The organism is Kitasatospora sp. NPDC054768 (assembly GCF_053612025.1).
Genome location: NZ_JBSHBN010000137.1, coordinates 1 through 25793, shown reverse-complemented (window position 1 = coordinate 25793; position 25793 = coordinate 1). Strand labels below are relative to the sequence as shown.

The 25793-nt window shown below is 72.3% G+C and carries 18 protein-coding genes; 11 read left to right on the top strand and 7 right to left on the bottom strand.

Annotation, left to right across the window (positions count from 1 at the left end; all coding sequences use genetic code 11):
• Nucleotides 1-48 precede the first annotated feature (48 nt).
• The 6 genes from ACWGKU_RS30985 to ACWGKU_RS30960 all read right to left on the bottom strand — a co-directional run bounded on the left by ACWGKU_RS30985 (nucleotide 49) and on the right by ACWGKU_RS30960 (nucleotide 7243).
• On the bottom strand, nucleotides 49-1566 hold the full coding sequence (locus tag ACWGKU_RS30985; protein ID WP_401051750.1) for an MFS transporter: 1518 nt from the start codon (nucleotides 1564-1566) through the stop codon (nucleotides 49-51).
• Between the two features lie 295 nt (nucleotides 1567-1861).
• On the bottom strand, nucleotides 1862-2650 hold the full coding sequence (locus ACWGKU_RS30980) for an SDR family oxidoreductase (RefSeq protein ID WP_401051747.1): 789 nt from the start codon (nucleotides 2648-2650) through the stop codon (nucleotides 1862-1864).
• 85 nt (nucleotides 2651-2735) lie between these two features.
• Nucleotides 2736-3104 (bottom strand): YciI family protein, encoded by a 369-nt coding sequence (locus tag ACWGKU_RS30975; RefSeq protein WP_359915486.1) that lies wholly within the window; start codon nucleotides 3102-3104, stop codon nucleotides 2736-2738.
• Between the two features lie 136 nt (nucleotides 3105-3240).
• Nucleotides 3241-4611, bottom strand: a complete 1371-nt coding sequence (locus ACWGKU_RS30970; protein WP_452178525.1) for an FAD-dependent oxidoreductase — start codon at nucleotides 4609-4611, stop codon at nucleotides 3241-3243.
• Nucleotides 4612-4652: 41 nt separating this feature from the next.
• A complete protein-coding gene (locus ACWGKU_RS30965) occupies nucleotides 4653-5462 on the bottom strand; it encodes a TIGR03084 family metal-binding protein (RefSeq protein ID WP_452178526.1) in 810 nt (269 codons plus the stop codon).
• 290 nt (nucleotides 5463-5752) lie between these two features.
• Nucleotides 5753-7243 carry an MFS transporter gene (locus ACWGKU_RS30960; RefSeq protein ID WP_452178527.1) on the bottom strand — a complete coding sequence of 497 codons (1491 nt, stop codon included), beginning with the start codon at nucleotides 7241-7243 and terminating at the stop codon, nucleotides 5753-5755.
• A 208-nt stretch (nucleotides 7244-7451) separates the two neighbouring features.
• On the opposite strand from ACWGKU_RS30960, the gene ACWGKU_RS30955 reads away from it, so the two are divergent.
• Both ACWGKU_RS30955 and ACWGKU_RS30950 read left to right on the top strand, forming a co-directional pair.
• A complete protein-coding gene (locus tag ACWGKU_RS30955) occupies nucleotides 7452-8126 on the top strand; it encodes a TetR/AcrR family transcriptional regulator (protein ID WP_401044340.1) in 675 nt (224 codons plus the stop codon).
• A gap of 467 nt (nucleotides 8127-8593) precedes the next feature.
• Nucleotides 8594-9319, top strand: a complete 726-nt coding sequence (locus tag ACWGKU_RS30950) for a helix-turn-helix transcriptional regulator (RefSeq protein WP_359915572.1) — start codon at nucleotides 8594-8596, stop codon at nucleotides 9317-9319.
• 142 nt (nucleotides 9320-9461) lie between these two features.
• Here ACWGKU_RS30950 and ACWGKU_RS30945 read toward each other — a convergent pair whose 3' ends face one another.
• Nucleotides 9462-10838 (bottom strand): MFS transporter, encoded by a 1377-nt coding sequence (locus ACWGKU_RS30945; protein ID WP_401044337.1) that lies wholly within the window; start codon nucleotides 10836-10838, stop codon nucleotides 9462-9464.
• A 663-nt stretch (nucleotides 10839-11501) separates the two neighbouring features.
• On the opposite strand from ACWGKU_RS30945, the gene ACWGKU_RS30940 reads away from it, so the two are divergent.
• The 9 genes from ACWGKU_RS30940 to ACWGKU_RS30900 all read left to right on the top strand — a co-directional run.
• The gene (locus tag ACWGKU_RS30940) at nucleotides 11502-17540 is read left to right on the top strand and encodes an acyltransferase domain-containing protein (protein ID WP_452178528.1); all 6039 of its coding nucleotides are present in this window, start codon (nucleotides 11502-11504) and stop codon (nucleotides 17538-17540) included.
• On the top strand, nucleotides 17537-19363 hold the full coding sequence (locus ACWGKU_RS30935) for a non-ribosomal peptide synthetase (protein WP_401044331.1): 1827 nt from the start codon (nucleotides 17537-17539) through the stop codon (nucleotides 19361-19363). The genes ACWGKU_RS30940 and ACWGKU_RS30935 overlap by 4 nt, the downstream gene beginning before the upstream one ends.
• A gap of 37 nt (nucleotides 19364-19400) precedes the next feature.
• Entirely contained in the window at nucleotides 19401-21185 is a 1785-nt protein-coding gene (locus ACWGKU_RS30930; protein WP_452178529.1) for a beta-ketoacyl synthase N-terminal-like domain-containing protein, read from the top strand.
• Nucleotides 21182-22423 carry a cytochrome P450 gene (locus ACWGKU_RS30925; protein ID WP_401044325.1) on the top strand — a complete coding sequence of 414 codons (1242 nt, stop codon included), beginning with the start codon at nucleotides 21182-21184 and terminating at the stop codon, nucleotides 22421-22423. Before ACWGKU_RS30930 ends, ACWGKU_RS30925 begins: the two co-directional genes overlap by 4 nt.
• Nucleotides 22420-22617: an MbtH family protein gene (locus tag ACWGKU_RS30920; RefSeq protein WP_359906749.1), complete on the top strand. Its 198-nt coding sequence runs from the start codon at nucleotides 22420-22422 to the stop codon at nucleotides 22615-22617. The genes ACWGKU_RS30925 and ACWGKU_RS30920 overlap by 4 nt, the downstream gene beginning before the upstream one ends.
• Before the next feature lie 50 nt (nucleotides 22618-22667).
• Nucleotides 22668-23363 carry a formyltransferase family protein gene (locus tag ACWGKU_RS30915; protein WP_359906746.1) on the top strand — a complete coding sequence of 232 codons (696 nt, stop codon included), beginning with the start codon at nucleotides 22668-22670 and terminating at the stop codon, nucleotides 23361-23363.
• A gap of 278 nt (nucleotides 23364-23641) precedes the next feature.
• A complete protein-coding gene (locus ACWGKU_RS30910; RefSeq protein WP_401049518.1) occupies nucleotides 23642-24064 on the top strand; it encodes an XRE family transcriptional regulator in 423 nt (140 codons plus the stop codon).
• A gap of 79 nt (nucleotides 24065-24143) precedes the next feature.
• Nucleotides 24144-24689, top strand: coding sequence for a ParH-like protein (locus ACWGKU_RS30905; RefSeq protein ID WP_380356148.1), 546 nt, complete (start codon nucleotides 24144-24146; stop codon nucleotides 24687-24689).
• Nucleotides 24682-25793: MAB_1171c family putative transporter (locus ACWGKU_RS30900; RefSeq protein WP_452191648.1), on the top strand; the 1112-nt coding region annotated here is incomplete at its 3' end. The genes ACWGKU_RS30905 and ACWGKU_RS30900, both read left to right, overlap by 8 nt.

Here is a 25793-nt window from a genome sequence, read left to right as displayed (position 1 = left end):
GCGGGACCCGTGGGTCCCGCGCCGGCCCCGTCGGGTCGGCCGGTCAGGTCACTGACCGCTGTTGCGGCCCGCCCGCTGGAAGTAGACCCCGGCCAGCACGGCCAGCAGGACGAAGACCCCGGTGGAGACGGCGGCGACGGCGTTCAGCCCGCTGACGAACGCCGCGTGCGCCGTCTTCAGCAACGCCGCGGAGGCGTCGGCCCCGAGCTGCGCGGCCTCGGCGGCGGCGCCGGCGACGGTCTCCCGGGCGCGGTCGGAACCGACGCCGTTCATCTCGCTGCTGTAGACCGCGGAGCCGATCGTGCCGAGGACGGCCAGACCGAGCGCACCGCCGAGGTAGTTCGCGGTCTCCGCCATCGAGGCGGCCGAACCCGCGCGCTCCGGCGGCACCGAGCCGACCACCAGACCGATGCCGAGCGCGAACATCGGACCGGCGCCCAGACCGATGACCGCGGTGCCGAGCACGATCGGCCAGGGGCCGTGCTCACCGTTCACCAGGATCAGCACCGCCGCGCCGATCGCGGAGAGGAACATGCCGCCGACGATCGCGGTCCGCGGCGTGATCGAACGGATCAGGGCCGGCGTGGACATCGTCCCCACCGCCATGCACAGGCCCATCGGGACGAACCACAGCGCCGAGGCCAGCGGGGAGTAGCCGAGCACCGTCTGCAGCAGCTGGGTGACGTTCAGGGCGGTGCCCGCGAGGATCATCCCGGCCAGCGCGAGCGCGGTCAGCATGACCGTGAACGAGCTGTTGGCGAAGAGCCGCAGGTCGAGCAGCGGGTCCTCGCCCTTCAGCTGACGGCGCACGAACACGGTGCCGAACAGCAGGCCCACGACCAGCGCCGCCACACCGGTGACGGTGCTCGCGGTGCCCAGCGTGAGGACCTTGATCGCGTACACCACCGGGAGGATCCCCAGCAGGGAGAGCACGACGCTGGTGAGGTCCAGGCGGCGGGACTGCTCGGGGCGGAACTCCGGGAGCAGGATCGGCCCGGCGATCAGCACCACGGCCGCGACCGGGACGGCCAGCAGGAACACGGCGCCCCACCAGAACGGCGCGAGCAGCACGCCGCCGAGCACGGGCCCGAGCGCGGCACCCGTGAAGGTGCAGGTGGCCCAGATCGAGATGGCCTTCCCGCGCTGCTTGTCGTCACGGAAGATGTTGGTGATCAGGGCGAGGGTGGAGGGCATCAGCGTGGCGCCCGCGATGCCCTGCACGCCGCGCGCCGTGATCAGCATGATCGGGCTGGTCGCCCAGGCGCAGGCCAGCGAGGCCAGGGCGAACACCGCCATGCCCGCCATGAGGAGTCGGCGGCGCCCGATCCGGTCGCCGATGGTCCCCATGGTGATCACCAGACCGGCGACCATGAATCCGTAGGCATCGGTGATCCACAACTGCTGGACACTGCTGGCGCCCAGGTCGGCGGTGAGCTTGGGCAGCGCCAGGAACAGGACGTTCGCATCCAGCGCGACCAGCAGGGTCGGCAGGGCGAGAACCGCCAGTGCCAGCCAGGGCCGCGCGCTCGTGCGAGGGAGGTCGGTTTCCGCTGTAGTGACGGACATGGCCGTGATGCGTCCTTTCGATCATTTCGGAATGTCGCTCACTACGTTGTCGAAGCAGCGGGCCGATTCTTGCGCCGGTTCGCGGAACTTTTTTGAGAAGACTTCCGCGACGCCCGGCGAATCCACGGTCTTCGCTGGTCAGACGCGTGGAGCCGATGGTGATCGACACCATCGGCTCCACGTGAGGACACTTGTTCGAATGTTCTCGGACACCTGGGTCCGTCGGGAGCGTCAGGGAGCTCCGGCCGGCGCTCCGGCCTGCGGTCCATGGGTCGCCTGCGGGACGGACGCGGGATCAGTGGTGGTACTCACCGCAGTTGACGTCGAGGCAGTGGCCCGTGACGGCGCGCGCCAGGTCCGAGGCGAGGAAGAGCACCGCGTCGGCGGTCTCCTCCGGGGTCTGCAGGCGGCGCAGGTCCATGTCGGCGGCCACCTCCTGGTAGCCCTCCTCCAACGACAGGCCGCGCATGGCCGCGAGTTCGCCGATGAACCCCTTCACCTTGTCGGTCCACATCGGCCCGGGCGCCACGGTGTTCACCCGGATGCCCTCCGGGCCCAACTCGGTGGCGAGCATCTGGGCCGCCGCGAGCAGGCCCGACTTGGCGATCTTGTAGGCCCCGCAGGCACGCTTGGAGTGCCGCAGGACGGAGGAGTTGACCATGACGATCGAGCCGCGACTGTCCCTCAGCGCCGGGGTGAACAGCTTCGACAGCCGCAGCGCCGCGTAGACGGTCACCTCCATGCCGAGGCGCACGTCGTCCAGGTCGGTGTCGTGGAGTTCCGTGTGCGGCGGCTCCACGAGCGCGTTGTTGATCAGGGTGTCGACCCGGCCGAACGCGTCGAGCGCGGCGGCGACGAGTGCGCCGGCGGCATCCGGATCGGTGATGTCGGTGGGAACCGCCAGCGCGCGGCGACCGGTCTCCTCGACGGCCTTGGCCACCTCGTCGAGGTAGGACGCGGTGCGCGCCACGAGTACGACGTCGGCGCCCGCCTCGGCACACCGCACGGCGAGCGTCCGGCCGAGACCGGATCCCACGCCCGACACGACGACGACCTTGTCGCGGAGCAACTCCGGAACCTTCATGTGTTCGTCCTCTCGATGCACAGCACACGGACTGGCGAGGGCGCGGGGCGGAGCCCGGGGGCCGCGAGGCCCCCGGGCGACCGGGTCAGGCGGAAGCGCCCTCGCTGAAGACGATCGGACGGACCTCGATGCCGAGGCCCTCGACCGCGGCATCCGGGATCATCGCGGCGACCTCGTGGGCGCGCGCCAGGTCCGCGACCTCGATGATGTAGGTGCCGCCCACGTATTCCTTGGCCTCGGCGTACGGGCCGTCGGTCACGGCGGGGACGCCGCCGCGAACGCGCACCACGGAGCTCTGGTCCGGGCCGGCCAGAGCGAGGGTCCCGACGAACTCACCGGTGGCCTTGATCTTCTCCATGAACGCACCGTGGCCCTGGAAGACCGCGTTGCGCTCCTCCTCCGGCAGCGCGGCGAGGACATCGGCGTTCGGGTACATCATGATCAGGTACTTCATGGTTCCGCTCCTTGCGACGTGAGGCGCCCGGTGGGGCCTTCACTCCTAAGTCGGCGCTGATCCGCCGATCTCGACATCTGGCGACATCCTCGCGAAAAACTTTTTTCCGCACCAGCGGAACCCCGTACCGGCCGGCTCACGGAGCGGGCACACCGAAGGCCGAGGGCGGTACCGGACGGCGGGCCGCGCGCAGCACGCGCAGCAGGATCCGAGGGTGCATCAGGGACTGTGGGGAGGCCACGAGTCCGGCGATCCGCACCAGCGCGTCGGTCACCCGGGGGTCGTGCACCGCCGCTCGCTGCGCCAGCGCGGCGTACCGGTTGACCAGGGCGGTCTGGAGGTTCCGCTTGCCCTTGACGCCCCGGTAGCCCAGGTCGGTCACCGCGGCGAACGACCACGGGGAGCGGATCTCGCGGGCGATGTCCCGGAAGTACGCCTGGGGCCTGGGCAGCCGCCGCCCGGCGGCGTGCCGGCGCAGCACCAGCGCCTGCAGGGCGGCCGAGGTCATGCCCTGGGCGTAGGCGGGGTTGAAGCTGCAGACCGCGTCGCCCATCACCAGCAGTCCGGCCGGAAAGCGCTCCAGCCGGTGGAAGTCCCGGCGGACGCTGGCCGGAAAACGGAAGCGCAGCGGTTCGTCCAGGGGTTCGGCATCGCGGATCGCCTCGTAGATCTCGGGGACGGGCAGCGACCGGACGTAGGCGTGGAACCCTTCCGGGTCGGTGGGCGGGTGGTCGCCCAGCAGCCCGGTCACCGACAGCTCCACCTTGTTGTCGTCGCCGGGCACCCGGTAGAAGAACGCTCCGCGCGGGTGCGAGGGCGTGGCGGCCGGGATGATGGCGATGTCACTGTCGAACGGGTCCTTCTCCAGGCGGTAGTGGCGGGTGGTGTACGCCAGGTCGATCTCGATCCGCTCCTCCGGCGGCGCCTGGTACCCGAGGTCGGCCAGCCACCGCGGGGTCCGCGAGCCGCGGCCGGTGGTGTCGACGACCAGGTGCGCGGAGAGCGTCTGTTCCTCGGCCCCGGGCGTGCGTGCCTGCACCCTGACCCCGGTGACCCGGTGTCCGGAGGCGTCCGTCACCGGGGCGACGATGTCGTGCTCCTCCAGGAACGACACCTCCGGCAGCGCCCGCACCCGCTCGCGCAGATGGTGTTCGAGCACCGGCCGGGTGGCGGGCACGGACGGCAGGCCGGTGCGCGCGGGGCTCAGCCGCAGCCCGTTGAAGTACCACTGGATGTCGTTGCTGAAGTCCCCGGGCCGCACCCCTGCGGCGATCAACTCGTCGGTGAGGCCCGGGAACAGCGACTCCATGATCTGGTGGCCGCGGGCGACCAGCCCGTGGGCGTGGTTGCCGTGCGGGACGCCGCGGCGCGGGCCGCGGACCCCGAGGATCTTGTCGCGTTCGACGATCACGACCCTCGGATAGGACTCGGAGAGCACCCTGGCCGCCAGCAGGCCCGCAATGCTTCCGCCGAGAACCACGGCACATTCGTCGGTACGGGTGGCCATGAAGGTCCCCTCTCTCGGATTTCCGGACGGGTGACGGAAAGTCAGTTCCCGGACTGCGAACGGAACTGGCCGGGCGCGCGGCCCTCTCCGGCCGGGCCGCGGTAGGCCTGGGCGAGGTCGAGCCAGGCGTCGGCGTCCTTGCCCTCGGCCGTCAGGGCCAGGTCGTCGCGGTGCCGGCGCCGGGTCACCAGCAGGCAGAAGTCGACGGCGGGGCCGCTGACGCGCTGCTCCGCGTCGGCGGGACCGAACTCCCACCGGGCTCCCGACGGGGCGGTGATCTCGAAGCGGAACTCGACCTCGGGCGGCGTGAGCCCGCGCGCCTGGTACCCGAAGTCCCAGGTGCGGACCGCGAATTCGACCAGGTAGCGGAGCCGGTCGGTGTGCTCGCGGTGCACTCCGAGCGTGTCGGCGATGTCCTGGCCGTGGCCGAACAGCTCCATCATGCCGGCCGCGGCCAGCACGGGCGCCGGCAGCGGGCGGACCAGCCACGGCACCGGTTGGCCGGCCGGGACCGCCGCCAGGGCCTGCTCGGCGGTCCGGCGCTCGGCGTTCCACCGCTCCAGCAGGAGCTGCGGCGTGCCGGACGCCAGGTAGGGCTTGAGGGACTGCTGCACCGCGCCGTCGAAGTCCTGCCCGATGCCGGCGACCATCGCCTTGAACGCCTCGGGGTCGCCCGCGGCCGTTCCCGCGATCTTGAAGGTGGCCGCGAGGTGGGCGATCTGGTGGGCGACGGTCCAGCCGGGCGCGGGCGTGGGCCGCTTCCAGTCGGCGTCCGTCAGGTTCGCCACCAGGGCGTCGACGGCGTCGCCGTCCGCCGCCAGTGCGGATATCACGTCCTGCGAGTCGGGCATGCCTGTTCCTTCCATAGGGGGGACCCGGATGCCGACGCCGTCTCGACGCACGCTGCGGGGCGTCGGATCGGGGGCCAGCCCAGTATCGGCCGGGCGCCGATCGGCGGGCTTCTCTGCTCGTGCTGAGCGCTCGGCCCGCTCCGCGGCGCTCCCGTCCCCTCGGGTGTCCGCACTCCCCTGCGTCCGCTCCCGCGGTGGAACACGGCAGGCCGGCCGGCCGACGGGTTCGTCGGTCGGCCGGCCCGCGTACTCCCGGTCGGTCGGTCAGTCAGCCGGTCGGTTCAGTCGGTTCAGTCGGTCACCGGCTCCAGGCCGACCAGGGCGAGCCGGTGCCGGCGGCTGATGTACCAGGCGGCCGCGCCGCACAGCAGGGCGAGGGCGGAGACCGCCACCAGGACGGCGGAGGGCGAGGACACCAGGCTCGCCAGCAGCAGCGGCCCCATCAGGCCGCCCAGTCGGTTGAACAGGGAGACCCATCCGGTGGTCCGGCCGCGCCGTTCCGGATCCGCCAGGTCGGCCGCGATCGGGAGGAAGATCGCGGCCATCGAGTTCACCGAGAACAGGGCCGCCACCAGCGCGCCCGCGGCGATCCAGCCCACCTCGGCCACCGCGCCGCTGGCCGTGAGCGCCAGCAGCAGCACCGCGGTGACGGTGGCCAGGCCCGCCGCCATGGAGGTCGGGCCGAAGCGGCGGTAGCCCAGCATCAGCAGCAGGGCGCACGGGATCATCACGATCGCCGCGATGGTGAGCATCAGGTTCGCGGTGTGCACCGGCACGCCGCCGATCCGGGCCAGGCTCGGCACCCAGGTGGTGAGGCCGAAGGTGAGCAGTCCGATCAGGGTGGCGAAAGCGCGCTGGAGGCCGTGGGTGAGGGCCCGTGAGGACCTGGGCAGGTGCCGGACGGCCGACGGTGCGCCCGCGGCCACCGGGGCGGGGGCCGAGGTGCGGTTGGGGACGAAGGGGGTGAGGAGGGCCAGCGCGGCACCGGTGGGGGCGCCGATCAGCCACAGGATCCGCCAGCCGAACACCGGTTCCAGCCACAGCGCCGAGCCGGCGGCGACCAGGTAGCCGACCGCGGTGGCGACGACGGAGAGCGCCACCACCACCGATCCGCGGACCTTTCCGCCGACGGTCTCGGTGAGCAGGGTGATCAGCAGCGGGGCGAGGCCGCCGACCGCCACGCCCATCAGGGCGCACATCACCAGGTTGCCCTCGAAGGTGGGCATCGAGCCGCACATGCTGGTGGCGGTGAACCCGAGGGTGGCGATCAGGTAGGAGCTGCGGCGGCCGATCCGGTCGGTGAGCACGCCGAACAGCAGCGCCCCGGTCGCCGTCCCGGTCAGTCCGCAGACCGCCAGCAGGGAGGCCGCGCGGGGATCGAGCCCGTACTCGGCCCGCATGCCGGGGATGACGAAGCCCAGGGTGGAGGTCTTGCTGATGTCGATGGTGAGGGCGGCCGTACCGATGAGAAGAATCAGCAGCCGGCCGCGCCGCCCCGTCCCGGAGTCGGCCTCGACGGATTTCGGCCGCCCGCGCAGGGCGGCGCCGGCCACCACGATCAGCAGGCCGGCGAGGGCGGTGAACATCTCCGGCATCTCCGACAGGGCCATGCCGTGCAGCTTTCGCCCGTCGTCGGCCGCCATGTGGGCCATCGGCATCGCGGGATCCATGGCGAAGGAGTGGTGGAAGGCCACTGCGGAGGAGACCAGCACGATGAGGCTGCCCAGGGCGAGGAGCAGTGTGGCGCCGGTGGTCCGGCCGGGGGGTGTGGTGGTGGACAAGAGCGACCTCCGTCGAGCGCTGGTGTGGTGGTCGCGCGACCGGGCGTCGACATTTCTCCTCCGGCCGTCGGCCGCCCCTGGAATGTCGCGCTGAGTGACTGGAAAGCTATGCCCGGCGCCGCGCGGGCTGCTTCTCGCATTGTGCGGGGATCGGAGGGTTGTGGGCGCGAACGTCCCTGACATAAGGGCGTTTTGCTTGACTGAGGGAATGAGTCCGCGTCGCACGGATCCCGGTGCCCGTCCGGCACTGGTGGACATCGCCGCCCGGTTGCTGGCGGAGGAAGGGCCGCAGGCGCTGTCCGCCCGCCGCATCGCGAGCGAGAGCGGCACCTCCACCATGGCCCTGTACACCCACTTCAACGGAATGCGCGGGCTGGTGCGCGCCATGGTTCATGAAGGGTTCACCCGGCTCCAGCACTACTTCACCCTGGTGGAGTTCAGTGACGACCCGGTGAGCGACCTGGCGTTGCTGGGTCGTGCGTACCGGTGCAATGCGCTGGCCAACCCCCACCTGTACGCGGTGATGTTCGGGGGCTCCTCGCTGGCCGGGTTCTCGCTGGGCGAGGAGGACCGGCAATACGGCCGTTACACTCTGGCCGGCGTGGCCGAGTGCGCCGCCCGCTGCATCGAGGCGGGCCGGTTCCGCTCGGAGGACGCCGAGCTGGTGGCGCATCAGATGTGGTCCGCGGTGCACGGTTTGGTGGTCCTGGAGCTCGGCGACTACCTGACCGAGCCGTGCGACGCCGATCGGCTGCTGGAGGCGCAGTTGGTGGGGCTGATGGTCGCGGCCGGCGACATCCTGGAGGCCGCGGTCGCATCGGTGGCGGCCTCCGTGGAGCGACTGTGGGAGGAGGTGGACCCGGCGACGACCGACTCGGACTGAGGGCGGGGCCGGCGCGATCCGCGGTGAATTCCCGAACGGTTCCGCTCCGACGCCGGACCGGCGCAGCCGTCACATGAGTACTCCTGAATCACATCCGTCCCGTCCGTGACATCCGTATGCCCCCCTCCGGCGCATCTCGCCAATTGCTTCAATAGTTCAAACGCATACCGGCCGGTATTCCACCTCTCGACTTTGCCAAATCAACGCGCGAGGAAGTCGTTGAACTTGTCATGTCCGCCTGCTACGGTCATCAGTCGTTATCACGGTGCCACGGTGTGTCACCGTCGCTTAACAGAAGGGAGAGGGTAAACCTCGCGCGCTCCGGTATCTCAGGCCGCCCGCCCCCCTCGGCCGCGTTCCAGGACGCAATACCGGAGTGGAGTTTCCGTCGTCCACCGGTACTGCGAGAACCTGGAGTCATTGTGAAGCCCGCAATCGAAGAGGCCGTGGCCCGAGCCATCGAGGTCATGCACGAGAACATCGGCGAAATACTGACCATAGACGACATGGCGCAGGCGGCCGTCTACAGCAAATTCCACTTCTCCCGGGAATTCCAGCGGGTGACCGGGGTCTCACCGAGACGCTTCCTGTCCGCCATCCGCATCGAGGCCGCCAAACGTCTGCTCATCGAGACGGACCTCAGCGTGACCGAGATCAGCCACCGCGTCGGCTACAACAGCGTCGGCACCTTCAGCTCACGGTTCGCCAGCAGCGTCGGCACGTCGCCCACGATGTTCCGCCAGTTACGCGGCTTCACCACCAGCATCGAACTCGAACGGCGGCGCTGGGCCCGACCCACGGATCTCGCCACCGTCCGCGGCGAGATCCGGGCTCCCGTCGCCGACGGCCTCGGCCGCGTCTTCGTCGGGCTCTTCCGCACCCGCATCCCGGAGGGCCGGCCGGCCGCCTGCACCGTCCTCCCCCGCCCCGGCGCCTTCCTCCTCGAACACGTGCCGCCCGGGACCTGGTACCTCCTCGCCCACTCCGTCCCCGCCTCCTTCGACGAAGTCCTCACCGGCGAGGTCTCCGTCGGCTCCGTCGGCCCCGTCGAGATCAGGGCGAACGTCCCGCCGAAGCCGCTCGAACTGCGCCTGCGACCCGTGCACGCCCTCGACCCGCCCGTCCTGCTCGCGCTGCTGGACGTCCGGGCGGCGGCCCTCGCCAGGAACGAACGGCTCTCCGAGGCCGGTTGAGCCGGCGCCGGGGAGCCGGCCGCGCGGCCCGGGGGCGGGGCTCCGGGCCCACGGGGGACGGCGGCCGACGCGCCACGGGCTCCCCGGACATGACGAAGGGGCGGCGGCCGGCTCACGCCGGCCACCGCCCCCGGGAGGAGACTCAGGCCCGTCGCCTCACGGCGATGACCGCCGCACCCACCACGCACGCGACGGCGGCGGTGACGTAGGCGAGGTGGTACCCGGCGAGCTGGTCGCCGCTGGTCCCCGCCACCAGGACCATCACCGCCACGCCCGCGCTGGCGCCGATCTGCTGCGTCACGACGTTCACCGCGCCGGCGACGGCCTGCTGCTGCTCCGGGACGCCGGAGAGGCCGGCGGACGTCATCGAGGGGAAGTTCAGCCCCTGGCCGATGCCGCTGACCACCAGACCGGGCATCACGTGCAACAGGTAGTTCCCGTCCTGCGGCGTGCCCAGCCACAGCCCGGTGCCCACGCCGATCAGGACGAGGCCGACGGCCATCAGCGTCCGCGGGGAGTACGTGGCCAGCAGGCGGCCGGTGGCGAAGTTGGCGGTGAGGAACACCGCCAGGGACATCGGCACCAGGGCGATGCCGGACTCGAAGGGCGAGTAGTGCAGCATCCCCTGCAGGTACAGGGGCGCGAAGAACAGCATCCCGACCGAGCCCATGTACTGGAGGAACGCGGCCAGGCTCGCCTCCCGCACCGAGCCGATCCGGAAGAGGCCGAGCGGAAGCACCGGGTCGGCGGTGCGGTGCTCGCGCACCACGAACAGCACCAGGGAGAGCACCGCGGCGCCGAGCACGATCCACGCCGTGGCGCCGCTGCTGCTCACGCCGACGACGAGCAGGGTGAGGCCGAGCGTGCCCGTGATCGCTCCGGGCAGGTCCAGTCGACCGCGGTGCCCGACGCCGTCGGGCAGTCCGATGCGCGTCGCGCCCAGCACACCGAGACCCACCAGCACCGAGAACCACAGCACCGAGCGCCAGCCGAAGAACTCGGTCAGGACGCCGCCCAGCAGCACCCCGCCGCTGAAGCTCGCGGCGCCGACGGCCGCGTACACCCCGAAGGCCCGGTTGCGCGCCGGACCGGCCGGGAACGTGTCGGTGAGCAGGGCCAGCGCGGCCGGCCCCGACAGGGCGGCGCCGATGCCCTGGACCGCTCTCGCGCCCAGCAGCGTCACGGTGTTGGGGGCCACCGCCCCGACCAGCGCGGAGACGGTGAACAGGGCGACGCCGGCCTCGAACACCCGCCGCCGCCCGATCACGTCGGCCAGTCGGCCGCCCACCAGCAGGAAGCCGGCGAACGTGACGGCGTAGGCGGTCATCACCCACTGGAGCGTGCTCTCGTCCAGGTGGAAGCGCTCCCCCACCGAGGGCAGCGCCGCGTTGAGCACTCCGAGGCCGCTCACGTCCAGGGCCAGCGCCCCGGCCAGGACGCCGAGTGCGAGTCCCGGCCGGCGGACCCGTGAGGCCGCGGCGCCGGTGGTGTCGCCGGTGGTGTCAGTGGTGTCGGTCATGCGGGCCTGCCGTGGAAGTCGCGGCCGGCGAGTGCCCGCCCGAGGTGGTCGCGTCCGGGTAAGGAGCTGCTGGCATCGGCTGACGCCCTATCAAATTTGTCAACTGCCATGCGGACAGCTTGCATTGGTCGATCGTCCGCTGTCCACTCCGCCCCGCGCCCGCAGATGGAACTGAACGGTACCGTCCGAGGAGATCGAATCGGACACTTTGGCGATCAAATCTCGCCAGCGCTTCAACCGGCCCGCAAAGTGCGCAATCCTGGAGTCGCTGGACTCTCCGCGCTCAAGGGCGGACGAAAGAAAGCGGCACTGCGAAATCCCGGCAGCGAGATTGCACGACAGATCCACCGGCAGGGCCGCACGGGGGCGGTGAGAATTCCACAGTGAGCCGCTGAATCGCGACCACCCGAGTCACTTCGAAGTTTGCCGTCGTCACACCATGCACGGCCGCACCGCACAGCCGGAACTTCGGGCAGCCATTCCCCCCTCCCCGCGCGAGGAGCAGTGTTGTCCCATCGCATGTCCATGCATGTCATGTACAGGTCGGATCTAGCATTCGTCGTCGAACTGCCTTGATGCGGAATCACTGACGAGCCCCCCTTGTGAACGATCGGTTGTGAAGCTCCACCCGCCCATTTCACCAGCCCTGCTGAGGGAGTCGCCATGCCCCAAGAGCGCGCAGCGCGAGACATATCCGCCGTCACGGACTTCCTGCTATCCCGTTTTGCCGAGCTGTTGGACCTGTCCCCGAACTCGGTGGACCGGTGGGCGCCGATGCACCGGTACGGACTGGACTCGCTGAAGTCGGTGAATCTCGCGGCCGCCCTGTCCGAGTTCCTCGGCTGGCAGGTCCCCGCCACCTGGATGTGGCAGTACCCGACCGTCGACGGCCTGGCCCGGGCACTCGTCGAGGGCCCGCGTGCCGCGGAGCCCGCCCCGACCACCCGGCGCCGCACGCCCTCGCACGAGCCCGTCGCGGTCGTGGGCATCGGCTGCCGGTTCCCCGGAGGGCCGGACCCGTCCGCGTTCTGGCGGCTGCTGGTCGAGGGCGGCGACGCCGTCGGACCGGTGCCGGGCGCCCGCCGCGAGCTGCTGAACGACCGGGTGCGCTGGGGCGGATTCATCGACGGCATCGACCGCTTCGACCCGCTGTTCTTCGGCATCTCGCCCCGCGAGGCCGTCCAGATGGACCCGCAGCAGCGCCTGATCCTGGAGCTGTCCTGGGAGGCGCTGGAGGACGCGGGCATCGCGCCGCACAGCCTGGTCGGCAGTGACACCGGCGTGTTCATGGCCTCCTGTTGGGGCGACTACGCCGCCCTGGCGCACTACCGCGGCCCCGACAGCCAGATCACCCCGCACACCGCGACCGGCATGCACGACGGCATCATCGCCAACCGCGTCTCCTACATCCTCGGCCTGCAGGGCCCCAGCATGGCCATCGACTCCGCCTGCGCGGGGTCTCTGATCTCGGTGCACGTGGGCTGCCAGTCGATCCAGCTGGGCGAGAGCGACCTGGTGCTCGCCGGTGGCGTGAACCTGAGCTTCGTCTCCGACTACTACACCGCCATGGACGCGATGGGCGCGCTCGCCCCGGACGGCCGCTGCAAGTCCTTCGACGCCCGCGCCAACGGCTACGTCCGCGGCGAGGGCGCCGGCGTCGTCGTGCTCGCCCCGCTGAGCGTGGCGCTGGAGCGCGACCTGCCGGTGTACTGCCTGATCAAGGGCAGCTCCTCCAACAACGACGGCCTGAGCAACGGCATGACGGCGCCCAACCCCCAGGCGCAGGAGAAGATGCTCCGCACCGCCTGGCAGCGGGCCGGCATCTCCCCGGACCTCGTGGACTACATCGAGTGCCACGGCTCCGCGACACCGCTCGGCGACCCGATCGAGGCCAACGCCATCGGCGCCGTCCTGGGCGGCGACCGCCCGCAGCCGCTGCGGCTCGGCTCCGTCAAGTCCAACGTCGGCCACCTGGAGGCGGCCGCCGGCATCGTCGGCCTGGTCAAGCTCGCGATGTCGATGCGCAACGGCGTGCTGCCGCCGAGCCTGCACTACACCGCGCCGAACCCGCAGATCCTGTTCGACGAGTACAACCTCACCGTCCAGGACCGGCTGGAGCCGTGGCCGCGGCACTCCGACGCCCGCCGCGGCGGCGTCAGTTCGTTCGGGTTCGGCGGCTCGATCTGCCACGTCGCCGTCGAGGAGCTGCCGCGCCCCGAGGCCTCGCTCCTGCTGCTGGCCGCGGACTCCCGCGAGGCGCTGGCCGAGCGGGCCCGGGCGCTGCGCGACGCGACCGACCTGCGCGCGCTCTGCCGCCGCACGCCCGGCGACGGCCCGTTCCGGCTCGCGGCCACCGCCCGCGACATGGCCGAACTCAGGAGCAGCCTCGACGCCTTCGGCAGCGGTGCGCAGGCCCCCGGACTGAGCGTCGGCGAGCAGGCCGGCCGCCGGCCGCGGGTGGCGTTCCTGTTCTCGGGCAACGGCTCGCAGTGGGTCGGCATGGGCCGGCAACTGCTCGCCGGCCAGCCGGTGTTCCGCCGGTCGATGATGAAGTCCGACAAGCGGATGCGGGAGCTGCTCGGCTTCTCGCTCGTCGAACAGCTGCTGGCCCCCGACGGCCGCCTCGACGACATGGACGTCTTCCAGCCGCTGCTGTTCTCCCTGCAGGTCGCGCTGGCCGAGACCTGGCGCTCGCTGGGGGTGGAGCCGGACGTCGTCGTGGGGCAGAGCGTCGGCGAGTTCGCCGCCTCCCACATCGCCGGCGCCCTCGACTTCGACGACGCCTCCCACCTGGCCGCCCACCACGGCCGGCTCCTCCAGCTGCTGGCCGTGGGCCGCGGCGAGGGCATCGTGGTGATGACCCCCGCGGACGAGGTCCGGCCGCACCTGACCGGCGGGCTCACCCTCTCCGGCTACAACGGCCTCAACTCCACGCTCGTCACCGGCACGCCGCAGGAGATCGACGACCTCGTCGAGCGGCTGACCGCGGCCGGCGTCACCAACCACCGGGTGCGGATGGGCCACGCCCCGCACTCGGCGCTGGTCGACCACGTCCTCGCCCCGCTGAAGGTCGAGCTCGACGGCATCAGGCCCCGGAGCACCCGCATCCCGATGATCTCGACGGTCACCGGCGAACTCGTCGACGGCGCGGAGCTCGGACCGGACTACTGGGCGGACAACCTGCGCCGGGAGATCCGGGTGGTCGACGCCCTGACGAAACTGCGCGACCACGACGTCGACGCGGTGATCGAGCTCAGCCCGCACCCCCTCCTGCTCAAGTCGGCCTCGGAGATCCTGCCGGCGACCACCCTGCCCTCGCTGCGGCGCGGCGCCGACGAGGCCTCGACCCTGCTCGGCTCGCTCGGCGCCCTGTACACCGCCGGGCACCCCGTCGCGGCCCACCCCTTCCTGGCCGGCGACCGGGGACGGCACGTCGCGCCGAGCCCGGGCGACGCCGCGGCCGACGGGCAGCTGCACCTGGTGCCCGTCACCGCCCGGACCGCGGGCGCGCTGACCGACACCTGCCGCGAGCTGTCCAACCACGTCGAACGCGACCCCGGCCTGCGGGTCTCCGACCTCGCCTACACCCTCGCCGCCAGGCGCACCCACCACGGCCACCGGATCGCGCTGTTCGCCCGCGACCGGCAGGACGTCCTGGACGGACTCGCCCGGGTCGCCGCCGGGCAGCCGCACCCCGACGTGGTCACGGGCACGGTCTCCGGCAACGCCGACCGGCGGGTGGCGCTGGTGTTCTCCGGCGGCGGCACCCAGTGGGTCGGCATGGGCCGCGAACTGCTGCGCTCCCACGCCGGCTTCCGGGCCTCGATGCACGCCTGCGACGCCGCCGTGCGCGCGGCCGGCGGCTTCTCGGTGCTCGACCACCTCGCCGCCCCCGCGGAGGAGGCCCGGTACGAGGAGATGGACTTCCAGCAGCCCGTGCTGTTCGCCCTGCAGGTCTCGCTGGCGAAGGTCTGGATCGACCTGGGCATCGAGCCGGCGGCCGTCGTCGGGCACAGCCTGGGCGAGGTCGCGGCCGCCTGCGTGGCCGGCGCGCTGTCGCTGGAGGACGCCGCCCGGGTCGTGGTCGCGCGCTCGCACCTGCTGGAGCGCAAGGCCGCCGAGGGCGCCATGATCTCGGTCGACCTGCCGGAGGAGGAGCTGCGGCCGCGGCTCGCCCCGTACGCCGAGCACGCCGCCGTCGCCGTGGTCAACAGCCCCACCAGCGCGGCGGTCTCCGGCTCGCCCGAGGCCGTCGACGCCCTGGAGGCCGATCTCAGGCGGGACGGCGTCTCGGTCCGGCGGATCCGGGTCGAACGGCCGGTGCACAGCCCCGGCATGGACCCGCTGATCGAGCCGCTGCGCGAGAGCATCGACGGCATCACCCCGCTGGCGCCGGCCATCCCCTTCCACTCCACCGCGCTGGCCGACACGGTGAACCCGGTCGCCGACGTCGACTACTGGGTGCACAACCTGCGCAACCAGGTCCGGTTCGCCGAGACGATCGGTGCGCTGGTCGACCGGGGTGTCTCCACCTTCATCGAGATCGGCCCGCACGAGACGCTGCGCGGCGCGGTCGAGGAGATCGGGCTGTCCCGCGGCGTCCAGGTGCACGCGATCAACTCCCTGCGGCGTGAGGAGAGCGACGTCCGCTGCCTGCTGGGCGCCGCCGCCTCGCTGTACGTCAGGGGCCTGCCGCTGACCTTCGACCCGCTCTTCGCCGACGACGTCGAACTCGTGGAGACCCCGCTCGTCCAGTGGCAGAAGGAGCGCTACTGGATCGACACCGACACCGAGCCCCGCGGCGCGACGGCGCAGGCCCCGGCCGTCGGGACCGCGGCCGTGGCCGCGACGGTGGCCGCTCCGGTCGAGGTGCGGCCGGCGGCGGCGCCGGCCACGGCGGACCGGCCGGTGGCGGAGGTCGTCCTCGCCGAACTGGCCGACGCGCTGGGCGTGCCGGTGAGCAGGTTCGACGAGAACGCCGGTCTGCGCGACTTCGGCCTCGACTCGATGCTGGCGATCCGCCTCGTCAACAAGATGCAGGCGGTGCTCGGGCACCGGGTGTCGCCGGTGGTGTTCCTGGACGGGCGCTCCATCGCCGAGGTCGTCGGCCACTTCGTCGGGCTCTCCGGCGGACCGGCCGCGCCCGCCCCGGCGGTGCCGGCGCCCCAGGCGCCGGCCGCGGCCGCCCGGCCCGTCCCGGTCCCCGAGGCCGCGCCGAAGCGGTCGTTCCTGGAGGACCTGTCCGAACTGGACGCCGAGGAGCTGGTGGAGGAGCTGGACGCGCGCGGGCTGCTGGAGGCCACCGACGCGCCGGCGCTGGAGCAGCTGCGCGCCGAAGGCCTCGGTCTCGAAGTGGCGCCGGCCTCGCACGGCCAGGCCTCGCTCTGGTTCATGCAGATGGTCGCGCCGGACGCCGTGCCGTACAACTTCATGGTGACCGCCCGGATCCGGACGGCGGTCGACGAGGAGGCCCTGGAGCACGCCGTCCGGGCCGTGCTGGACCGGCACCCCGCGCTGCGCACCGTCTTCGTGGAGGCGGGCGGCAGCCCGTACCAGGTCGTCCTGGACGAGCCGGTGTACGAGTTCCTCGTGGTGGACACCTCCGACCTGGACGACGAGCAGGCCCGCGAGGAGCTGGCCCAGTACGGGCACGAGCCGCTCGACATGGACAACGGGCCGCTGGTGCGGATCGTCCTCATGCGGCGCGGACCGTCCGACCACTACCTGATGGTGCTCGTCCACCACATCGCGTCGGACGCGGCCTCGGCCGACGTCATGATCCGCGAACTCCAGGAGTACTACGAGGGCGCCGACCCCGCCCGCAGCGCGCCGGTCGCCCCGTACACCGAGTTCGTCGAGTGGGAGCGGCAGTGGCTGGCCGGTCCGGCGGCCGAGGCGGCCCTGGACTGGTGGTCGCGGAAGCTGGCCGACCCGCCCGCCCACCTCGACCTCTCCAGCAAGGAGCGGCCGCCGGGCGTCACCTACGAGGGCCGCGACATCGCGTTCCGCTGGAGCGCCGAGGAGACCCGCCTGCTGCGGGAGTTCGCGGTGCGCGAGGGCGTGTCGGTGAGCACCGTCGTGCTGGCCGGGTTCTTCGCCACGCTCAACCGCGCGGCCGGGACCGAGGACTCGGTGCTGGCCACCGCCATCGCCCAACGGGCCGAGCCCGGCTGGGAGTCCGCCATCGGCTACTACCTCAACACCGTGCTGGTGCGGGCGAACCCCTCCGGCGGGCGGAGCTTCCGCGAGCTGCTGAGCGAGGTCCATGCCTTCTCGCTCGGCCTCCTGGAGCACATGAACTACCCGCTCGACCTGCTGGCCTCCCAGCTGAAGCCGCCGCGCGCCGAGGGCCGCTCCCCCTGGTTCGACGTGGTGGTCAACTGGCTGTCCTCGGACGCCTTCCCCCGCTCCGTCAAGCTCTTCCACGGCATCGGCGAGACCATCGCCCCGGACGGCGCGCTGCCGCTCGAACCGCTCCAGGTGCGCCGGCACCTCGCCAAGTTCGACCTGGAGATCTCGATGGCCGACATCGACGGCAGGGTGGCCGGCCACGTCCAGTTCAAGCCGAGCTACCTGGAGCGGCGGACCGTGACGGCCCTGCTCGCGCTGTACCGCACCGTGCTCTTCGACTCGATCGCCCGACCCGACCAGGCCCTCGGCGACATCGCGCCGACCGGCCTCCCCAAGGAGACGGACAAGTGACCGAAACCCTGCACTCCGAGTTCATCGCCCAGGCGGTCAAGAACCCCGACGCGACCGCGGTCTACTCCGACGCCGGCGTCCTGACCTACGGCGAGCTGAACGAGCGGTCCCGGGTGCTGGCCGAGCGGCTGGTCGCCGACGGCGCGGGCCCCGGCGTCCCGGTCGGCATCTGCGTCGAGCGCACCCCCGACCTGCTCGTCGCCGTCCTGGCGGCCCTGCGCTCCGGATCCTGCTACCTGCCGCTGGACCCGAACTACCCCGCCGACCGGCTGACCTTCATGGTCCAGGACAGCGGGACCCGCCTGCTGCTCACCACGCCCGCGTCCCGGGCCAGCTGCCCGCCCGGGCCGACGGTCGTCGTGCTCGGGGACGGCGTGACCACCGAGGCCGGCGCGAAGCCCGTCGCGGTCGTGCCCGAGGACACCGCGTACGTCATCTACACCTCGGGCTCCACCGGCAGGCCCAAGGGCGTGGCCGTGCGGCACTCCGGCGCCGTGGCGATGCTCGCCGAGATGGACCGGGTCCTGGAGGGCTGCGACCTGAGCGGCGTCTCGGCCGCCAGCTCGATCTGCTTCGACCTGTCCGTGATGGAGATCTTCAACGCGCTGTGCCGCGGCGGCGCCGTGGTGCTCGTCGAGAGCGCCGTGCACCTGCCGGAGAGCCGGTACGTGGACCGGGTCACCCACCTGTCCGTCGTCCCGTCGGTGATGAACGGCCTGCTCGACGCCGGCGCCCTGCCCCCGAACGTGCGCTCGATCGTGTTCGGCGGCGAGGCCCTGCGCCGCAAGCTGGTCGACCGGGCCTACCAGGAGACCGGCGCCACCCGGGTGTTCAACGCCTACGGCCCTACCGAGGGCACCGTCTTCTGCTCGTTCGGGCTGGTGCCCGAGGAGGGGACCGACGAGCCGACCATCGGCCCGCCGACCACCACCGACCTGGTCTACGTGCTCGACGACGAGCTGAAGCCGCTGCCGGTCGGCGAGGCCGGCGAGCTCTACCTCGGCGGCGTCGGCCTCGCGCACGGCTACGTCAACCGGCCGCGCACCACCGCCGAGCGGTTCCTGCCGGACCCGTTCCGCAGCGGCGAGCGCATGTACCGCACCGGGGACGTCGTCAAGTTCACCGAGAGCGGCGAACTCCAGTTCCTCGGCCGCTCCGACCACCAGGTCAAGCTGCGCGGCTACCGGATCGAGCTGGAGGAGGTCGAGGCCCGGCTGACCGCCTGCCCCGAGGTCCGGGAGGCCGCCGCCACCGTCCGGGGCAACCGGCTCGTCGGCTACGTCGTGCCCGCGGGCGACGGCGCGCCGCAGGACGGCCCCCGGCTGGACGCCGCGCTCCAGAGCGCCGTCACCGGCAGGCTCGCCGTCGAACTGCCCGACTACATGGTGCCCGCGACGCTCGTGTTCCTGGACGCCCTCCCGCTGGGCCCGGGCGGGAAGCTCGACCGCAACGCGCTGCCCGAGCCGCCGGCCGCCGACACCGACGGGCCGCTGACCGCCGCCGCCACGCCGACCGAGATCGCGCTGTCGGAGATCTGGGGCCAGCTGCTCGACCTCGAACCGTCGACCATCGACGTGCAGTCCGCCTTCTACGACCTCGGCGGCGACTCGCTGCTGCTCGTCCGCCTCGCCCGGCTGATGACCCGGCGCTTCGACCGCCGCGTCCGCGTGCCCGACCTCTTCAGCTTCCGCGACATCGCCTCCCTCGCCCGCTGGCTCGACGACGAGTTCGGCGCCACCCCCGAGGTGGTCCAGTCGGCCCGCCAGCGGGCCGGTGCCCGCCGTGCCGCCCTGCGCGGCCGCGGCGGCGCCACCGGCCGCTGAGTCACGCCCCCTACCCGACACGAAGCAGGAGCCTTCCATGACCGACAGCCCCGAGCAGGAGTACGACCCGGGTGACGTGGCCATCATCGGCATGTCCCTGCGGGCACCGGGTGCCCGCACCAAGGAGCAGTTCTGGGACATCCTCGTCAACGGCCGGGAGACCGTGTCCTTCCTGGCCAAGGAGGACATCCACGTCGACGAGACCCTGATCCACAGCCCGTTCTACGTACGGGCCTGCGGCGTGCTCGACACGTACGACAAGTTCGACCCGTCGGTGTTCGGCATCAGCGACCGGATGGCGGCCGCGATGACCCCGGAGAACCGGCTGTTCCTGGAGAGCGCCTGGGAGTCGCTGGAGGACGGCGGCTACGACCCGGACCGGCTCAAGGCCGAGATCGGCATGTACGGCGCCAACAACCCGCAGACCGCCGCGCTCTACAGCTCCCCGCCGGACCGGGTGTCGGTCGGCCCCGAGGCGATCGAGGCCAGCCTGGCGTGGTCGCCGGACACCATGACCTCCAACGCGCTGTACTACATGGGCCTCACCGGCGAGGCCGTCACCGTCGCCGCCGTCTGTGCGGGCTTCCACTACTCGGTGCACCTGGCCTGCCAGTCGCTGCTGCTGGGCCAGAGCGACATGGCGATAGCCGGCGGCTCGATGGTCCGCCTGCCGCACCCCCGCGGTCACCTCTGGGAGGAGAACCGCATCCTGTCGAAGGACGGCCACTGCCGCCCGTTCGACGCCAACGGCACCGGCACCGCGCTGTCCAGCGGCGTGGTCACCGTGCTGCTGAAGCCGCTCGGCCAGGCCGTCGCCGATCGCGACCACGTCTACGCCGTGGTCCGGGGCTCGGCCGTCAACAACAACGGCGTCAGCGCGATGGCGTACGGCCTGGCCCAGCCCGAGCGGCTGAGCGCCTGCATCGCCGCCGCCATGGAGGTGGGCGGCGTCACCCCGGACACCGTGTCCATGTACGAGGCCAACGGCCTCGGCCTGCCGATGACCGACGAGCTCGAAGTGCACGCGGCGACCATGGCGTTCGGGAAGCAGACCGCGACCACCTCGATCGGCGGGGTCAAGGGCAACGTGGGCCACGGCGGCGTGGTGTCGGGCGGCTTCGGCGCGATCAAGGCCGCGCTGTCGCTGTACCACAAGACGCTCCCGGCGACGATCAACCTGACGGAGGTCAACCAGGACCTCGACTTCCCCAGCACCCCGTTCGTGCCGCAGATCGAGGGCGCGGCCTGGGAGCCGGAGGCCGGCATCCGCCGCGCGGGCATCACCTCGATCGGCGGCGGCGGCTACAACGCCCACCTGCTGCTGGAGGAGGCGCCGGCGCCCGCCGAGCGCGCTCCCGAGGAGGCGGGCCGGCCGCGGCTGGCCACCCTGTCCGCCCTGGACGACGACGCGCTGGGCCGCCAGCGCACCCGCCTCAAGGAGTGGCTGGAGGCGAACCCCGGCCTGCGCCTGGACGACGTGTGCTTCACCCTCAACCTCGGCCGCAAGGTGATGGCCCGCCGGTGGGCGGCCGTGGTCCGCAGCCGCGAGGAGCTGATCGCGGCGCTGTCCGACGACGCCGCCCGCGGCGCGGCCACCACGACCGCCGCCGCCCCGCGGACCGACCCGGGCGCCTTCTCGCGCAACGACAGCGGGATCGTGCCGGCGGGCCGGGACCACGAGGCGCTGTCCGACCTGGCCGCCGCCTGGGTGACCGGCCAGCAGGTGGACTTCGACGCCCTGCACCTCGGGGAGGCCGGCCGCCGCGTGCCGCTGCCCACCTACCCGTTCCAGCCCCGCCGGTTCTGGCGTACGGACTGGTGACCATGAGCACACCGGCACTGGACACCTTGGACCTGGGAGACCCGGCCACCTTCGCGGACCACGACCTCGTCGGGTTCTGGCGCACCCTGCGGGACACCGCACCGATGCACTGGAACCCGCCGGTCGGCGGCCGCCGGGGGTTCTGGGTGCTCTCCCGCTACGACGACATCATGGCCACCTACCGGGACAACGTGAACTTCACGTCCCAGCGCGGCAACGTGCTCGTCACCCTCCTGGAGGGCGGCGACGCCGGGGCCGGCCGGATGCTGGCCGTCACCGACGGACCCCGGCACCTGGAACTGCGCAAGATCCTCCAGCGGGTGCTCTCGCCGAGGGTGCTCGACGAGGTCGCGCAGACCGTCCGGGTCAACACCCGGCAGTGGATCCGCGAGGCGGTCGAGTCCGGCGGCTGCGACTTCGCGGAGCAGATCGCCAGCCGGATCCCGATGACCACGATCTCGAACCTGCTCGGCGTGCCCGAGCGGGACCGGGACTACCTGCTCTCCCTGACCAAGACCGCGCTCTCGGCGGACGACGAGGACGTCGACGAGGTCGACTCCGAGATGGCCCGCAACGAGATCCTGATGTACTTCATGGACATCGTCGAGGAACGGCGCGAGTCACCGGGCGAGGACGTCATCAGCATGCTGATCGGCAGCGCCATCGACGGGGTGCCGCTGACCGACGAGGACGTCGTGCTGAACTGCTACAGCCTGATCATCGGGGGCGACGAGACCAGCCGGCTGACGATGATCGACTGCGTCCGCACCCTCGCGGCCCAGCCCGAGCAGTGGCGGCGGCTCAAGCAGGGCGAGGTCGCCGTCGAGACCGCCGTGGACGAGGTGCTGCGCTGGGCCTCGCCCACCATGCACTTCGGGCGCAGCGTCGAGCGGGAGACCGAACTGCACGGCGTGCGGCTGCGGAAGGGCGACATCGTCACCCTGTGGCACGCCTCCGGCAACCGCGACGAGCGGGTCTTCGCGCGGCCCGAGGAGTTCGACCTCGGCCGCACCCCCAACAAGCACCTGGCCTTCGGCTACGGCCCGCACTTCTGCGTCGGCTCGTACCTGGCCAAGGTGGAGATCGCCGAACTGCTCAAGGCCCTGCGGGACTTCACCGTCGGCTTCGAGCAGACCGACGAGGCGCTGCCCATCCGGTCCAACTTCCTGACCGGGTTCTCCACCATGCCGGTGCGCTTCGATCCCGATCACTCCGGACTGAAAGAGGTCGACCGATGAGCGGCAACCCCTTCGACGGCGGGGAGGGCGACTGGCTGGTCGTCGTGAACGCCGACGAGCAGTACGCGCTGTGGCGGCCGCACCTGGCCGTCCCGGACGGCTGGCGGATCGTCCACTCCTGCCCGGACCGTGAGGGTGCCCTCGACTACGTCGAGCAACACTTCACCACCGCGGTGGGAACGCCGGCGGCCTGACGGCGACCCGACGGCGACCACCACCCGAACCAGCGACCGCAGGAGTGCGGATGAACATCTACATGTCAGGACAAGGGGCGTTCGCGGTTCAGGTCGCGGAAGCCCTCCTGGACAACGGTCACAAGATCGTCGGCGCGGCCGCGCCCCGGCTGCGCAAGGGCAAGTCCGACGAGAGCGACGCGATGGCCTGGGACCGCCTGCGCGCCTGGGCGTTCCCCCGGGACATCCCCTGGACGGACTCGGCCGAACTGCGCGCGATGCACATCCCGGACGGGGTGGACATCATCGTCGCCGCGCACTCGCACGCCTTCCTCGGCCGCAACACGCGCGCCAGGGCCACCGTCGCCACCATCGGGTACCACCCCAGCCTGCTGCCGCTGCACCGCGGCCGGGACGCGATCCGATGGACCATCCGCGACGGCGACAAGGTGACGGGCGGGAGCGTCTACCACCTCACCGAGCGCACCGACGGCGGCCCGCTCGCCGCCCAGGAGCACCTGTTCGTGCCCCCGGGCTCGACCGCGCAGAGCCTGTGGCGCGACCACCTGGCTCCGCTGGGCGTGCGACTGCTGCTGAAGGTGGTCGCCGACCTCGCCGCGGACCGGCGCATCGAGGTCCCCCAGGACGAGAAGCTGGCGACCTGGGAACCCGCGATGGACACCCAGCCGCTGTTCAAGCCGGAACTGATCGCCCTGCCCGGCAACACCCGGGTCGACAGCAACAAGTGGGCGCTGCACGAGGGGTGACAACCGGGCCCGACGACCGAACGGAATCGATCCGGTCGACTCAGCAGGTGTCCCCGGGTGTTCGGCACTCCGGGGGCACCTGCCGCGGCGCCTCCCTCGGCCGCCGCCGTCCCGCGCGCGACACCCCCTCCCGCCCGGGAGGGGGCCGGGAAGCGGCGCGGCCCGACACCGGCGCCGTGCCCGAAGCTACGATGGTTCCCCGGCGGCCGACCCCGTGCACCAGCGCCGCCCGAACCGGCAGTGGTGACGCAGGAGGCCAGGTGGCGCAGGAGGCGGAGATGGCGGGAGCCGGGGCGAGTTCGCTCGCCGAGAAGATCGAGACGCTGTTCCGCACGGTCCGGCGCCCCAACCGGGAGCAGTACAGCAACGAGGACGTGGCGCGCGCCTGCCGCGAGGCCACCGGCGAGACCTTCTCGGCCACCTACCTGTGGCAGCTGCGCACCGGCAGGCGCGACAACCCGACCAAACGTCACCTGGAAGCCCTGGCAGGGTTCTTCCAGGTCTCGCCCGCCTACTTCTTCGACGACCGCTCCGAGGAGATCCTCGCCGAACTCGCCGTCCTGGAGGCGCTGCGGGACGCCGGCGTCCGGAACATGGCGCTGCGGGCGGTGGAACTCTCGCCCGAAGCCCTGGACACGGTCTCCGATGTGATCGAGACTATCGCTCGCCGGGAGGCTGCCAGGGGCAAACCCTCCCGGTGAGCACGACGCGGTGCCACCGGGAGGCACCCCGCGACGGCTGACCGGCCACGCCGGCCCCGGCGGACAGGTGAGGCGCGCATTGCGGTGGATCCGACGGCACGGCGGACTGATGCGGCGCTGCCGCGCGATCAGCGACTCGCTCGAACTCCCCGACCCGTTCGACGCCGCCGAGCTCGTCGCCCGCCTCGCCCGCGACCGCGGCCGGCCCATCGACCTGATCGCCGTACCCGCACGGCCCGGGGCTCCGTGCGGACTGCTGGTGACGACCGGTCAGGCCGACTACATCGTCTACGCCGAGGACACCAGCGAGGTGCACCGCCAGCACATCCTGGTGCACGAGTACGCCCACCTCCTGCTGGGCCACACCGACGGCACCCCGGCCGACCCGGGACTCACCCGCGGCCTGCTGCCGCACCTCTCCCCGGCACTGATCGGGAAGGTCCTGGGACGCACCGTCTACCTCGAACCGCAGGAGCAGGAGGCCGAATTGCTCGCCTCGCTGATCCTCAAGCGCGCCCTGCTGCCCGGCGGCCGGCCGTCCGGCGCGGAGCCCCGCGACGCCGAGTGGGCGCACCGGCTCTCCCCCCTGCTGGGCACCCGCCGCCCGACCGGCCCGCATGACTGACCCCGTCCTCGCCCTCGCCGCGGCCTTCCTGCTCGGCCTGGGCACCTACCGCTTCCTCGCGGGCCGGCGCCGCGGGCGCTCGCCGGCCCTGCGCTTCACCTGCTGCTTCGCCTGGTGCTTCGGTGCCTTCCTGGCGCTGACGGCCGCCCGGGGCAGGGTGGACATCGACCACGGAACCGGCCTGGCGGGCCTGTCCGGCATGCTCACCGACCACCTCAGGACGGGCTCCGCCGGATTCCTCGCACTGACCGCCGTCGCGCTGCGCCGCCCCGAGGCCGACGCCCGCGCGCTGCGCCGCCGCTGCGTCGGCACCGCCCTCGCGGTCCTCGCCGCGACCGTCCTGTTCCTGCTCGCCCGGCCCCGGGAGGACGGTGGCCAACTGGTGGCCACCGGCGCCCTCGGCCCCGTGGCGCTGGCCGGCTACGACCTGGTCATCACCGGCTACGTGGTCGGCTGCCTGGTCACCCTGCTGCGCCGGACGACGCACTGGACCCGCCGGGCCGACGACACGGCCCTGCGCACGGCCCTCGGCCTGGTCACCCTCACCACCGCCGTCGGCCTGATCTGGGCCGCTTGGGGCCTCGACGACGTCCTCGGCGCCCTGCGCACGGGCCGTCAGCTGACCACCGAGGACCCCGTCTCGCTGGCGCTCGGACGCGTGTGCGCGATCCTGCTGCTGGCCGGCGCCACCACGCTGCTGTGGGCGCGCACCGGGCGCGCCGCCCGGCGGTGGCGGGCCGCGTACCGCGGCTTCCGGTCGCTCGGGCCGCTGTGGCGGGCCCTGCACGCGGCCTTCCCGCAGATCGCCCTCACCACGGGCCGGATCACCCCGGGCCGGATCACCGCGGGCCGGATGCCACCCGCCGACGCCGAACTCGCCCTCTACCGGCGGGTCATCGAGATCCGGGACGGGCTGCTGATCCTGCGTCGCTACCGCACGGCCGAGGACTCCTCCGCCCCCGACGTCTCCTCCGCCGATGCCGACGCCGATGCCGACGCCGACGCCGACACCGACGCCGACGCCGACACCGACGCCGCCGCGCGGGCCGAGGCCGTCCGGATCGCCGCCGCCCTGCGCCGCGCCCGCACCCGGGCTCCCGACGG